This is a genomic window from Ekhidna sp., from assembly GCF_965221965.1.
Lineage (GTDB): Bacteria > Bacteroidota > Bacteroidia > Cytophagales > Cyclobacteriaceae > Ekhidna.
This window is the reverse complement of sequence record NZ_OZ244926.1, coordinates 925631-939782: the sequence shown is the minus strand read 5'-3', so window position 1 is coordinate 939782 and position 14152 is coordinate 925631. Positions and strand designations below refer to the sequence as shown.

9 protein-coding genes are annotated in these 14152 nt (G+C 41.9%); 6 read left to right on the top strand and 3 right to left on the bottom strand.

The features are described from left to right. Nucleotides 1-13 precede the first annotated feature (13 nt). The gene (locus tag ACOQON_RS04650; RefSeq protein WP_420577762.1) at nt 14-430 is read right to left on the bottom strand and encodes a thiol-disulfide oxidoreductase DCC family protein; all 417 of its coding nucleotides are present in this window, start codon (nt 428-430) and stop codon (nt 14-16) included. Then, nucleotides 409-3222 carry a gliding motility-associated C-terminal domain-containing protein gene (locus ACOQON_RS04645; RefSeq protein ID WP_420577761.1) on the bottom strand — a complete coding sequence of 938 codons (2814 nt, stop codon included), beginning with the start codon at nt 3220-3222 and terminating at the stop codon, nt 409-411. Before ACOQON_RS04645 ends, ACOQON_RS04650 begins: the two co-directional genes overlap by 22 nt. A gap of 219 nt (nt 3223-3441) precedes the next feature. On the opposite strand from ACOQON_RS04645, the gene ACOQON_RS04640 reads away from it, so the two are divergent. From ACOQON_RS04640 to ACOQON_RS04625, 4 genes are all read left to right on the top strand, one after another. Beyond that, the gene (locus tag ACOQON_RS04640) at nt 3442-4107 is read left to right on the top strand and encodes a succinate dehydrogenase cytochrome b subunit (RefSeq protein WP_420577760.1); all 666 of its coding nucleotides are present in this window, start codon (nt 3442-3444) and stop codon (nt 4105-4107) included. A gap of 16 nt (nt 4108-4123) precedes the next feature. Then, nucleotides 4124-6133: a fumarate reductase/succinate dehydrogenase flavoprotein subunit gene (locus tag ACOQON_RS04635; protein ID WP_420577759.1), complete on the top strand. Its 2010-nt coding sequence runs from the start codon at nt 4124-4126 to the stop codon at nt 6131-6133. 26 nt (nt 6134-6159) lie between these two features. Further along, nucleotides 6160-6903, top strand: coding sequence for a succinate dehydrogenase/fumarate reductase iron-sulfur subunit (locus ACOQON_RS04630; protein ID WP_420578676.1), 744 nt, complete (start codon nt 6160-6162; stop codon nt 6901-6903). A 156-nt stretch (nt 6904-7059) separates the two neighbouring features. Next, nucleotides 7060-9456 (top strand): ABC transporter permease, encoded by a 2397-nt coding sequence (locus ACOQON_RS04625; RefSeq protein WP_420577758.1) that lies wholly within the window; start codon nt 7060-7062, stop codon nt 9454-9456. Nucleotides 9457-9510: 54 nt separating this feature from the next. On the opposite strand, the gene ACOQON_RS04620 is transcribed toward ACOQON_RS04625, so the two are convergent. Further along, the gene (locus ACOQON_RS04620) at nt 9511-10674 is read right to left on the bottom strand and encodes a thioredoxin family protein (RefSeq protein ID WP_420577757.1); all 1164 of its coding nucleotides are present in this window, start codon (nt 10672-10674) and stop codon (nt 9511-9513) included. Nucleotides 10675-10845: 171 nt separating this feature from the next. Here ACOQON_RS04620 and ACOQON_RS04615 point away from each other — a divergent pair, with 171 nt between their 5' ends. Beyond that, nucleotides 10846-13305, top strand: coding sequence for an ABC transporter permease (locus ACOQON_RS04615; RefSeq protein ID WP_420577756.1), 2460 nt, complete (start codon nt 10846-10848; stop codon nt 13303-13305). Nucleotides 13306-13403: 98 nt separating this feature from the next. Then, nucleotides 13404-14135: a lysophospholipid acyltransferase family protein gene (locus ACOQON_RS04610; protein ID WP_420577755.1), complete on the top strand. Its 732-nt coding sequence runs from the start codon at nt 13404-13406 to the stop codon at nt 14133-14135. Nucleotides 14136-14152 lie beyond the last annotated feature (17 nt).

Below are 14152 nucleotides of genomic sequence, written 5' to 3'. Positions count from 1 at the left end.
GTAGCCAATCAATTTAATCGATGAACCGACTTTTCAATTCCGGAGAAGGTATCATACACTGATCCTTCTTTCCAAACCACTTGTACCTGTTTTTAGCGATAAGATCATACACCCAATCCCGAAGAAATTTCGGTATGATGATAAATACATATAGAATGGGCCACAATCCTGAAAGATGTCTTGCTATGTTGAGAGCGGCTGTGCTTTTGGTCTTAATTGTATCCTTTTCCTTCAATACGATACTTTGAAGTGCTTTACTGTCAGAAAGCTCATCTGGTAATTGCTCCTTCGCATAGTCAGACTGCAGGGAAGCAAAAAGAAACTGCTCTTTTTTATCTCTTTTAATGATAAATTGAACGGATGAGTTGCAGAGATTACAAACTCCGTCAAAAAGAATGATCGGCTTTTCTATCGAATGATCTGTACCCACCCGTTAATAACTTCAGAGGCTTCCTCCGGGTTCAGTATATTATACCTTACTTTCGCAGAATAGTAATAAACGCCAGATGGCAGCTCTCTACCTGCTTTAGTCTTTCCATCCCAATCAATAAAAATGGTTTTTTCAGGTTCCGTTGAATCATAACTGAATACTTCTGCCCCTGCACGGTTAAAGACTTTAAAAAGCACACTACGAACAAATCTGGGACACTGACCATCTCGTTCAATCGGTCGGAATGTTTCGTTCTTAGTATCGCCATTTGGAGTGAATACGTTTGGAAGTATATACTGAGGACAATTGTCATTACACACGATTTCTGAAATCGCACTCTCATTACCCGATCGATCCACGGCTGTCACATAATAGCAAAATGCCAAGGAGGTTAGGTCATTATCAAAAAACTCTGTACCTGTTGTTTCTGAAACTAATGTAAACTCCCCCTCTTCACCAGTGGCTGACTTATAAACTCTAAAGAAAACTATATCATCATCACAGGATACATCATTATCAAACTGCCAGGAAAAACCGTTCACGAGGTTTACTCCTGAGTTTCCTGTTCTGGTTTGACATGATGCTTGTGTTTCACAATCCAAACTGGAATTGAAGGTGACTGAAATAGGTGCACATGGTGGGATCGTATCATTTGGTTGTGCACAGATAATTTGCGAGTTATTTACCAAAGGCTCTATCAATAAATCATTGCCATATGAACCATTAGTTGTCACATAGTAGCAATATTCAACTTCCTCGTCCAGGTCTACACCATTAAAACTTCCATCATCAAGGTAGGTAGGGCCACTCATGGTCACATCAACCGAATCTATCAATTCGATTGCTGACAAGTCGCCACTATTTACATTATCTCTATAAATGTAGTGATATGGAAAGTCTTGAACATTGTTTGACCATGGTACATTGGCGTCCCAGTTCAATCGAATTCCACCTACTAAAGGTGCTGGTTGCAACCAGACTGATGATGCCTGCTGAGAGGTATCCACTGGTTGATCCGTGTTGTCGTATAGGACAATTTTATAGGAATAGGAAAGATCTTCAGTATTCAAACCAGAATCCACAAAAGTGGTGTCCGGAGAAGCAGCCCTTATGGATGTAAAGCTAGCTCCAAAACCCTGACCTTGTTTTCTTAGCACTTCATATTCATATGGTGCTGAAACCGGATCACGCTGTAAGGGACCAGTCCAACTTACACGCATTTCACCATTCGTTTCACTGGTTTCCAGCACATCAACATGTGTAATTATGGGAACATCTATAAGTAAGCTATCACACGCCTCCTCCGAAGCAATACTCAATCCTCCTGCCGGCAATGGGAAGGTGGCTACCAAACGATAACAATATTTGGATCCGGGGGAAAGTCCAATTCCGCCATTATTATCCAGATAATCTGTCTCTGAAATCCCAAGAGTTTCGATCAATTCGTAACCAGAGTTTTCAGGAATTCCCGGGTTACAAGTTGGATCAATATCAAACTCACCTACACGTCTCCATACTTGCATTGAATCTGCATTGGTACATGAGTAGGAATCCCAATTCAACTGTATCCTTCGGCCTGTTTGCGTGTCAGCGGTCAACCCTGTTGGAGGCGGTCCAACCACAGTGATTCGCCATGTCTCAAAATTTACCTGTCCGGGTGGGTTGGTAATATTTGGAATAGTCGGGTTGTCCTCCGCTTTGAATTGAACTTCATATGGAGCTGTCCGCACTTGACCACATGCGGTTTCCCATTCAAAATTTAGTATTGATGGAGGTCCCTGAAATTCTGCCGGATCCGGATCTACGGTTGCCGATGGGTTGACTTCAAACGGCCCCCCAAATGCTTCAATCTTTACCGGGTCTCCATCCGGGTCTGTTCCAGTTATGATTCCGGTTATTGTCTCTCCTGCCACTACACACGTATCCTCCGGAATTTCCAGCTCTGGTGGATCGTTTTCATAATCCCAAATGATAATCTGCATATCACGTGTAACGAAACCAAGACGGATCAACTGTCCATTAATCCTGCGCCATTCCTCCACAACAAAAGCAACATTAAACTCCCTGCTTTCCTGATCGGGGATAGTTGCTCCCCCAGGTGCATCCCATGTGAGTGTTCCAGTGACTGGGTCTATTTCAAGTGTAGGTGGGCCGTCCTTTGCCTGATTCCCTTCATTAAAGTTATCGTAAAAAGAAGGATCTATTAGTGATTGATAGCCATTTACCTGAAGTCCTTCAGCCTGCTTTGGGGTGGTGAAATAATACGAAAGACTGTCACCATCAGGATCGAACGCTCCCGGGTTATGTTCGAAAATTCCCCCAACAACACCCTGATCGATCGGAGGAACAGTGAAAAAAGGTGTGCTATTAACAATGAGTGGATCAATAATAACCAAAGTCTCAACATAAAAAGTTGTACTTACAGATCCTGAAATATTCTGAATATTGGCATTTCTAAAATCTTCTTGATAGCTAACGAGGTAGTTCGACCCGCCAGCATATGTATGTGTGAGTGTGAATTCCCACTTCTCTACACCATTTCCAAGATCCTCAATATTCCCCCAGGGTATGTCCTCTCCCGGATCATCCCCATAAAAATTCCCATCTCCAAAATCAAAAATTCCCTGTCCAAACGGAACACCCTCTATATCTCTGTACCCAATGAAAGTAAACTGATAGGTAAGACCTGATACACGTTTAGCGATCACTTCTCCAGCTCGGATATGTGTGCCTTTAGATATAAAGGCGAATAATGTGAAAAAAGAAACCAGAAAATACTTCAGATATCTCATAAAGCCAGTTAAATCTATTGTAAAACTAAACGCTTTTGGAACACAAGAATGTATAACGAACAAGAATTGTGCTTCAATAGTTATGGAAAGAAACAATGTAAAAAGAATTAATACTTATTACATTGAAACATTATTTAGAACGAGTCAAAAAAGAAATTTTAGATTGTCTAGCAAGCATTCTGAAATTACCTTTGGCACAAATCCAATAACCCTACATAAATGAGCAAGCAACTTTTTTCAGGTAGCATTGGCAGAAAATTCGCCATGGCGCTCTCTGCGCTCTTCCTGATCATATTTTTATTGCAGCATTTCACAATCAATTTCACCTCTGTAATTAGTGAAGAGTCCTTTAATGAACTGTCGCATTTTATGGGAACTAACCCGCTAGTTCAGTTCGTTTTGCAGCCAATCTTAATGTTTGGCGTAGCGTTTCACTTCATTATGGGTTTTGTTCTTGAAATTAAGAATAGAAATTCCCGTGAGGTGAAATATGCTAAAAACAATGGTGCTGCAAATTCATCATGGATGTCCAGAAATATGATCTGGAGCGGTCTTTTTATCCTCTTCTTCTTAGGTTTTCATTTCTACGATTTCTGGATCCCTGAAATGAATTACAAATACATTGAGATGAAACCCGAAGACCCAAACCGATATTATGATGAGGTCGTACACATGTTTGCAAATCCTGCACGAGTTATTATTTACACGCTTTCATTTGTATTTCTTTCCCTGCATTTGATGCATGGGTTTCAGTCTGCTTTTCAGTCTATGGGTGCCAGACATCCTAAGTATACCCCAGCCATTCAGAAGTTGGGAAAAGCATATGCTATCTTGATTCCTGCAGGATTCATCTTTATCGCCGTTTTTCATTATGTCAATTCCTAATAAGAAATAAATAGGTATGTCAACATTAGATTCCAAAATACCTGAAGGTCCAATAGCCGAAAAATGGACCAATCACAAAAACAATATTAAGCTGGTAAACCCGGCCAATAAACGTCTGATCGACGTTATCGTGGTTGGAACTGGTCTGGCGGGAGGTTCAGCAGCAGCAACCCTGGCCGAGCTGGGCTATAACGTTAAAGCCTTTTGCTATCAGGATTCTCCGCGTAGGGCTCACTCTATTGCAGCCCAGGGAGGTATAAATGCAGCAAAAAACTATCAGGGTGATGGTGACTCCACCTACAGACTGTTTTATGATACAGTAAAAGGTGGAGATTATCGTTCAAGGGAAGCTAACGTATATCGATTGGCGGAAGTATCTACCAATATTATCGATCAGTGTGTAGCGCAAGGTGTACCATTCGCAAGAGATTATGGCGGATTACTTGACAACCGATCTTTTGGCGGTGTACAGGTTTCCAGAACTTTCTATGCCAAAGGACAAACAGGACAGCAGCTATTGTTGGGTGCCTACTCTGCTATGTCCAGACAAATTGGTAAAGGGAAAATCAAAATGTACAATCGCCATGAAATGATGGAATTGGTGATTGTAGATGGAAAAGCCCGTGGAATTATTGCCAGAAATCTTGTAACTGGCGAAATTGAAAGGCATTCAGCTCATGCTGTCGTAGTGGCATCAGGGGGATACGGAAATATTTTCTTCCTTTCCACCAACGCAATGGGATCGAACGTTTCAGCTGCATGGAAGATCCATAAAAAAGGAGCCTATTTTGCAAACCCATGCTTCACTCAAATTCACCCAACATGTATTCCTCAGCACGGTGAGCAGCAATCCAAGCTTACTCTCATGTCTGAGTCATTAAGAAATGACGGGAGAATATGGGTACCGGCCAAAAAAGAAGATGCGGAAGCCATTAGAGCCGGGAAGCTAAAGCCAACAGACCTGAAAGAAGAAGACCGGGATTACTACCTGGAAAGAAGATATCCTTCTTTTGGCAACCTTGTACCACGAGATGTAGCTTCAAGAGCAGCCAAAGAACGATGTGATGCAGGTTTTGGGGTTGGAACAAATGAAACAGGAGAAGCTGTTTATCTGGATTTTGATGCAGCCATCATGCGATATGGTCGTGAGGAAGTCAATGTTAAAGGCATCCATGATGCGGATGATAAGAAGGTAAGAGAGCTTGGTGAAAAAATCGTTGAGGCAAAGTATGGTAACCTGTTTGAGATGTATCAAAACATCACCGGAGATAATCCATACAAAACACCGATGAAAATTTACCCAGCTGTGCATTATACAATGGGTGGTGTCTGGGTGGATTACAACCTGATGACAACTATACCGGGATGTTATGCCCTTGGAGAGGCGAACTTCTCCGATCACGGAGCAAACAGACTCGGTGCTTCTGCATTGATGCAAGGTTTAGCAGATGGGTACTTCGTAATTCCTTATACCATTGGTGATTATCTCGCAGATGATATCCGTACCGGGGCTATCCCAACAGACTCTAAAGAGTTTGAAGAAGCTGAGAAGTCAGTAAGAGAGAGAATTGATTTTTTCACCAAAAATGATGGCAAACACTCGGTTGACTATTTCCACAAACGTTTGGGAAAAATCATGTGGAATAAGGTGGGAATGGCCCGAAATGAGAAAGGTCTGAAGGAAGCGATAAAGGAAATTCAGGAGTTGCAGGAGCAATTCTGGAAAGAAGTGAAAGTGCCAGGATCAGCAGACGGTATCAATCAGGAACTGGAAAAGGCCGGGAGAGTTGCAGATTTCCTTGAGTTAGGTGAGCTCTTTGCAAGAGATGCGCTGGAACGAAACGAATCTTGTGGTGGACACTTCCGTGAGGAGTATCAAACAGATGAAGGCGAGGCGGTACGTGATGATAAAAAATTCACCTATGTAGCCGCCTGGGAATACACAGGAGAGCCATCGAAAGCCAAATTGCATAAAGAAGATTTGAAATACGAGAACATTGAGTTAAAGACTCGTTCTTACAAATAATATTAGATATGTCAGCAGCAAAAGAATTGAATCTTACACTGAAAGTCTGGAGACAGAAAAGCGATAAAGACAAGGGAAAAATGGAGACCTATCAAGTTTCTAATATCTCAACAGATAGCTCCTTCCTTGAAATGTTAGATATCCTCAATGAACAATTGATTGAGCAAGGTGATGAGCCCATAGCTTTTGATCACGATTGTCGAGAAGGAATCTGTGGAAGTTGCTCTATGTATATCAATGGAGAAGCGCACGGACCGAAAAGAAGGACAACTACTTGTCAGCTTCACATGCGGGAATTTAAAGATGGAGACACCATTTACGTGGAGCCATGGAGAGCAAAAGCATTTCCAGTCATTAAAGATCTGGTGGTTGACAGAAGCGCATTCGATCGTGTGATGAATGCAGGTGGTTTTATCAGTGTAAACACTTCAGGAAATACGCAGGATGCCAATGCGATTCCGATTAATAAGCATGACGCAGATAAAGCATTCGATGCAGCAACATGTATTGGCTGTGGAGCATGTGTAGCCTCTTGTAAGAATGCTTCAGCCATGTTGTTCGTTTCAGCCAAGGTATCTCAATTGGCTCTGCTCCCTCAAGGTAAAGTAGAGGCAAAAGAGCGTGTACAGAATATGGTGAAGCAAATGGATGAGGAAGGGTTTGGAAACTGTACCAATACCGGGGCTTGTGAGGTGGAATGCCCAAAAGGCATTTCATTGGAGAACATTGCCAGAATGAACAGAGAGTATATTAAAAGCTCCATTAGCTAGATAAAAACAAAAGTTCTTATTAAGAGCCCACACCATGTGGGCTTTTTTTGTATAGAAGAAAAAACACCCCTCATCTCCATTCATTTCCATTGGTGTAACCCTTATTGACTTCATTGAGTAATGTCCTTAGCTTCATCTAACTCAAACTCAAAAACTATGATAAGGACTTTTTTACTCGTAGCTCTCAGGAGCTTTAAGAAAAACAAACTATCAACCTCTATCAATGCCATTGGGTTGATACTGGGCTTTTCCACTTTTGTAGTGCTTGCATCATTCGTTTACAATGAAATATCGTACGATCGGTGGCATGAAAAGTCAAATCGAATCTATCGTTTCACTACCATTGATGAAGCTCTGGGTGTAACCAGCAATGAGGTTGCCATTTCCAACCCGCGAATGCCTCAGGCTGCCGAAGAAGAAATCCCGGAAATAGAGATTGCATCACGAATGATGTTCGCCGGAGAGCAGCGTATGGAAAAGGGAGATGTAGGTTATTATTCCGAATATGCGCTCTATGTTGAAAATGACTTCTTCGAAATTTTTGATCTGCCGGTTCGCAACAGGGAGGAAACATTGGAAAAATTCAATCAACCACATAAGCTGATCCTCACTGATGCCTATGCTGAAAAAGTCTTTGGTAACGAAGAATCCCTCGGTCAGATTTTAACGATCAATGAGCAATCGTGGGAAGTGGTGGGCTTAATGGATAACATCACCCAAAATTCTCACCTGGGATTTGATGCCCTGATGTCCCTCTACCCTGCTCAATCTGATTCATCTTTCGCCCAGTACATCAATTCCTGGGGTGGTCTGGGGATGCTAGGATATGCGGTACTTTCTGAAGGGGCTGATGAAGTAGAGGTAGAGAAGAAAATGGCAGAGATTGCACTTGCTAATGATGTCAACGACTTCTGGATTCCGCAGCTTCAACCCCTTGAAGAGATCCATCTAGGTTCGTCCGGACTACTTTTTGATTACTATCATCAAAATAAAGGTGATCAGGTATATGTATATGCCCTATCAGGAGTAGCCATATTTATTCTACTTATTGCGGCGTTCAACTTTGTGAATCTCACTACTGCTCAGTCGACCACACGTGCCAAAGAAGTAGGAATAAGGAAGGTGGTTGGAAGTTCAAAAGCCTTGCTTATCGGTCAGCATATGATTGAATCAATTTTGATGGCGACCATGGCTATGATTATTTCATTATTTCTAGTTTCGATGCTGACTAGTAGCGATTCCCTTGGACTCAGTTTTGACCTGATGACCCTAATGAGCGATTCACCTATTCTTTTAGTGGGTTTTTTACTTCTCGGGGTTGCGATTGGGACACTAGCTGGCATTTATCCTTCATTTATTCTGTCCAGCATCAAATCGGTAAATATCCTTAGAGGAAAGTTTCAAACCAGCTCAAAAGGTATCTGGCTTAGAAAAACATTGGTTGTTCTTCAGTTTGTGGCAGCTGTTGGTATGATCTGTACTACATTGATTGTATCAAAGCAAATTGACTACATCAAGAACAAACACCTGGGATTTGATAAAGATCAAGTGATCAATATTAATGTTGGCAGTCCCGGACTGGCCAATGGAATGGAGAATTTTAAGGAGAGCTTGGATAACTATTCTGATATCATTGGTACTGGATACTCAAATAACATGCCGGGCAGCACTTTTGGAAGGTCCGGCGTAAATGTGGAAGGTGGCAATGAGGATGAACCCTGGATTGTGAGCGTGATGTCCATGGACGAAAATTATCTGGACGTAATGGGTATGGAGCTGGCAGCCGGCAGAAACTATGATCCTAGCTTTGGTTCAGACCAGCAGGAGTCGATTATCATCAATGAGTCTATGATGGAATCACTTGGGTGGGATGACGTGGTAGGTAAAAATCTGGTATTTGGAAACAACACCACACGAAAGGTGGTGGGTGTGATCAAGGACTTTCATTTTTCCAGTATGCGACATAAAATTGAACCATTGATGATCTTTTATAACCCCGGACCTAATAGTAATCTGGTATTAAAAGTGAGCCCGACCAACATGCGTGAGACGCTGGACTTTCTGGAATCCGAATGGAATGCCACGTTCCCTAATTACCCATTTGATTATCAATTCTTTGATCAGGAGTTTAATCAGATCTTTGCTTCTGATGAACTGTTTGCACGGCTGGTGAATGCGTTTACTTTGCTTTCTATTGTCCTGTCTGCACTTGGACTATTTGGGCTCTCCTTCTTTATGGTGGAGCAACGAAAAAAAGAAATTGGAGTGAGGAAAGTATTGGGATCTACCGTGAGACAAATTGTTCAGCTTTTAATGAAAGAGTTTGTGATTTTGATCATTATCGCCAACCTTATTGCCTGGCCTATTGCATTCTACTTTCTTAAGGGCTGGATCAGTGATTTTCAATACCGCATCGACCTTTGGGGTATAGATAACCTGGCGATCTATCTATTTGCAGGAATAGGAGCATTACTTGTGGCGATGGTAGCTGTCAGCTACAAATCTATTCGTGCAGCACTTTCCAATCCAGTGAATTCATTGAGGGATGAGTAGAAGTAAAGTGAGGTAGATATATGGAAGCCCACATTGATGTGGGCTTTTTTTATCTCACTTACCCTCAAATTTCTTCAACTGATGTTCGTAATGAGTTGTATCCTCATAAAGCTCCTGAGCCAATTCCAACGCTCTTTTTTCCAGTTCAACGGCCTTTTTCGTATTCCCAAGCTTAAATTGAAGAGAGGCATAAGTATCGATCATGGATGGTTCCGGCTGTTGATCCACGGCTTGCTGGGCCCATGTAGAGGCGATTTCCAACTGGTTCTTATTGTTCACAAAAAGGTAAAATTTCCAGGCTAGTTCATTGAGTTCCTCCGGATCTTGAAGCTCAGTCATACCAACCAGCTCAACCGCGTAATCTGCATAATCGGACCAGTTCTCCTTAAACTCTGCGTAGTGCAAATTCATCATCAAACGTAGCGTATCTGATCCCGTGAATGTCACATCTTTAAATGAATGCAGCAAAGCTCGCATCCCAAAATCATGTAATTCTTCTGCTTCAAAGATTTCCTGGTATTGAGATAGGTAAGTATCATACAGTTTAGCATTAACCACTCTCTGCCCCAGGCTATCTTCAAATCGTTTTCTGTTTTTCAACAAATATTGAAATTCCCTGCTATAAATATCCCACTGGTATGCAGCAAGTACTTCCCACGGAGTATCCAATGTCATATCTTTCAATTCTACGGTTTTTAGATAACCAGCAGCAAATCGCTCGGCATCCAGACATGCGTCCTCCAAAAGCTCCAGATAATCCAGCATAAAGTCAGTAGAGCGATCGCCATCATCATATCGTTTTTCCATCGACATGAGGGTCAGACTATCCGTCAATGCCTCCTCAGCCAAAGCAAGAAACTGGTTCGCATCCATCCCTCCGCATCCCCGATGCACTACTTCGCTATTCCCGTTGATAAATAAAAAAGATGGAAAAACACCTACAGTGTAATCCTCAGCCAACTCCACACCCGGATAGTCTTCCATATCGAGCTGAACATTAATAAAGTTCTTATTAAAGAAATTAGCTACCTCAAGGTCCGTGAACGTATATTCTTCCATCTCCTTACATGGCTCACACCACTCTGCATAGCCATTAAGAAAGATCAGTTTACCTGTCATTCTTGATTGATCAATTGCATCATTCCATGATTTTATAAACTTGATTTGAGCACTCAGGCCGAAGGGAATAAGGAGAAAAATAACGATCAGTTTCTTCATAGTGGAAATTTCATCAAAAAACGTCAAAATCTAATGATAGTGTACGATCTATTGTGCGAATCCGCACAGAACTCAACGCTTGAAATATTCATAAGTAATTGATTTACATAAATTTACAATTCGTGGCATAGCGATTGATTTTCAGAAAACAACCAAAACCAAAATCGACTCATGCTAAAGAACTATCTGATTACGATCTTTCGACAGATCCAGAAGCATAAGGTCTTTTCCTTTATCAATATCCTGGGTCTTGCATTGGGGATGGCTGCCTGTTTGGTCATCACACAATACGTAAACTTTCATACCTCTTTTGATACATTTCACCCAAAAGCAGATTGCATCTACAGGCTGGAGTCAGACGCTTATAAAAATAACTCGTATTTGGGTCAGTCCAATACTGCTCCCTCCATGTTGGGAGAAACTGTCAGGACTCAGTCTCCAAGCGTTCTAAACGTAGCACGATTTTACGATTACAATTACGCTAATAACTCTATCATCTATACAAATGAAGATACAAAAGTCACCTTTGAACAGCCGGGTGTTTATGTTGCTGATCAAGGTGTTTTTGAACTATTCGATTTCTCTTTTGAGGCTGGAAATGCCAGCAGATTTGATGAGCCACAAACAGCCATCCTCACTCATGAGGCGTCAAAGAAATATTTTGATGATCCTGCAAAGGCAATTGGTAAAACGTTTACCCTAAGCGGTAACAATGGTGCTCATGAATATGAGCTGGTGGGCGTACTTAAAGACATCCCGAAAAACTCTCACATCCAGTTTGAGTTGCTTCTTTCTTATCCTTCTATGGATAATTACACAGAAAATCGAACAAGCTGGAGATCCAGCAGCCTAATCACCTACCTTCTACTGGATGCCCCATCTCAGCAAGCAAGCGTGCTGGAAGAGATAACCAGATTGCACGAAGAAAACTCAAAGGAATCGTATGCGGCTAATGGTTACCGGGTGGATTACTTTTTGAGACCACTCACAGACATTCATCTCAATGCAGAAACTTCATGGTCGTTCAGCAACAGGGTGGACAGTAAAACGATTCTAATTTTGAGCTTTATCGCAATCATTATCCTGGTAATTGCGTGGATCAATTACATGAACCTATCACTGGTGCGAACAATGGAGCGACTCAAAGAAATGGGCGTTCGAAAATGCATGGGCTCCTCCACCAGACAGATCACACAGTTATTCATCCTGGAAGCATTCGTAATGAATGTATTGGCATTTGCCTTAGCGATTCTACTTACACAAGTAGGTGAAAAATACTTGATTGAGGTGACAGGACTGCCTGTTTCTGCTTTAATGGACCTGAAGGTATTGACTCTATTATTAGGACTAATCGGAGTTGGCACACTACTCATTGGATTCTACCCCTACATCCTTTTGAAAACCATGGATATGGTCAATATCCTGATTGGCAACAAAGGAAAAGTGGGTGGAACTAAAATGCGGAAAAGTATGGTGTTCGTTCAGTTTATGATCACTTTTATTCTTATTGCAGGGACAGTGACAGTCTACCACCAAATCAATTACATGCGCGAAGCAGATCTGGGTATTGACATTGAAAACATATTGGTAATAAAATCTCCGCCGGGAGCGGTTCATGAAGATGAACGACAAGATGTTAAAAGATTTAATACTTTAAAAACTGAGTTACTTAAGTATGCAGGGGTCAAAGAAATTACCAATGCGGGAGAAATTCCGGGTGAACCGGTTGGATGGCGTGTTGGTCTCCATTTAAAAAATGAGTCTCGTGAAACATCTGTAAATACCGGGCTAATCTCCATGGACCTGGACTTCCCGGAATTCTTTGATATTGAAGTGATTGCTGGCAGGGGATTGAGAAAAGGTGATAGTCCATGGAGCAAAGGCGATGTGGTGATAAACGAAAAACTGGCAGAGATGCTTGGCTTTTCAAATCCAGAAAATGCAATTGGAGCCGAAATTGATGGTTTCTACGGTCCTACTCTACACGTGAGAGGTGTCCTTGAAAATCATCATCACACTTCTTTGCACAATGATTACATGCCGATGGCATACATCCTTAGCTCCTGGACAGAGTTTTATTTTGTCAAATTACGATTGGATGAAAACAGCTCGGAAGCCAAAGGCCAACAGTTGGAGGATTTAGTAGCCACAGTAAATGCAGAATGGAATAATGTATTCACAGATTATCAAATGGACTATTTCTTCCTTGACCGGGCTTTTGATGAGCAATACAAAGAAGATATTCGGTTTGGTAAGATCTTCACAGGATTTTCAGTCTTGGCTATTTTGATTGCCTGCCTCGGACTGTTTGGATTGACATCCTTCACAGTTCAGCAACGCACTAAAGAAATTGGCATTAGAAAAGTGCTGGGCGCAAGCGTAAAAAACCTGATGGTTCTTCTTTCTAAGGAATATATGATCCTTGTTGGAATTGCCTGCATTGTAAGCCTACCACTGGCGTGGTGGATGATGGCCGAATGGCTGAAAGATTATACGTTTCGAATTGAACTCGGCTGGTGGTTTGTGCTTATACCGATCGCCTTTGTTATTGGATTGGCATTGATCAGTATTTCATCCAAAGTATTGAGTACCGTAAAAGCAAACCCGGTGGAGTCATTACGTGCAGAATAAAGAAACGCCCAATCACCAACTTACTCTACTAGGGCTAACCTCGCTTCGGCGGGGTTTTTCTTTTTATACGCTGTAATTTCGCAGAAAAAGGAAGCTGTATGGCAAAAAATATATTCGGTCAATCCATCTGGTTTAAAAAGAAAATCTTCCAGACAGTGGGGAGGTTTGTACTTTGGTATCTCCTCAAACCAAACAAAGTGGTGGTTTCCGGCAGTAAAATTCTCACTGAGATTCCTGGACAAAACGTCCTTTTTATTTCCAACCATCAGACGATTTTCACGGATGTTATTGCGATGTTTCATGCCATGTTCGCCGCACTCAACGGACAAATTGATTCAATCGATGACTGGAGTTTTCTTAAAAACCCGAAAGTAAACGTTTATTACGTCGCAGCACGTGAAACAATGAAGAAAGGGCTTATGGCTAAGATTCTTGCATTAGCGGGAGCTGTGACCGTGGACCGTACCTGGCGAAAAGGAGACGAAATGATTAAGCGAGAAGTCAATCCTAACGATACTAAATCCATTGGCATGGCCATCAAAGATGGTTGGGTTGTCACTTTTCCTCAAGGTACCACCCGTGCGGGAGCGCCTGTAAGAAAAGGGACCGCTCACATTATCAAGCAACACAAGCCAGTTGTCATTCCCGTTCGTGTAGACGGTTTTCGCGAGGCATTTGATAAGACTGGATTGAAAAAATTGAAAAAAGGTACAGAGCTAAGCCTGAAATTTGGAGAGCCACTCAAGATCGATTATGTAAATGATACAGTAGAAGAACTCATAAAAAAAATGGGTGTGGCGATTGGAGAGGATCATCAGCCTACTCAATAAATCGGCACCATCATTGC

What these genes read in the sequence shown, in the direction of transcription:
- ACOQON_RS04635 (WP_420577759.1), top strand. Translation starts at nt 4,124, where the DNA reads ATGTCAACATTAGATTCCAAAATACCTGAAGGTCCAATAGCCGAAAAA.
- ACOQON_RS04645 (WP_420577761.1), bottom strand. Translation starts at nt 3,222, where the DNA reads ATGAGATATCTGAAGTATTTTCTGGTTTCTTTTTTCACATTATTCGCC.
- ACOQON_RS04610 (WP_420577755.1), top strand. Translation starts at nt 13,404, where the DNA reads ATGGCAAAAAATATATTCGGTCAATCCATCTGGTTTAAAAAGAAAATC.
- ACOQON_RS04620 (WP_420577757.1), bottom strand. Translation starts at nt 10,674, where the DNA reads ATGAAGAAACTGATCGTTATTTTTCTCCTTATTCCCTTCGGCCTGAGT.
- ACOQON_RS04640 (WP_420577760.1), top strand. Translation starts at nt 3,442, where the DNA reads ATGAGCAAGCAACTTTTTTCAGGTAGCATTGGCAGAAAATTCGCCATG.
- ACOQON_RS04615 (WP_420577756.1), top strand. Translation starts at nt 10,846, where the DNA reads ATGCTAAAGAACTATCTGATTACGATCTTTCGACAGATCCAGAAGCAT.
- ACOQON_RS04625 (WP_420577758.1), top strand. Translation starts at nt 7,060, where the DNA reads ATGATAAGGACTTTTTTACTCGTAGCTCTCAGGAGCTTTAAGAAAAAC.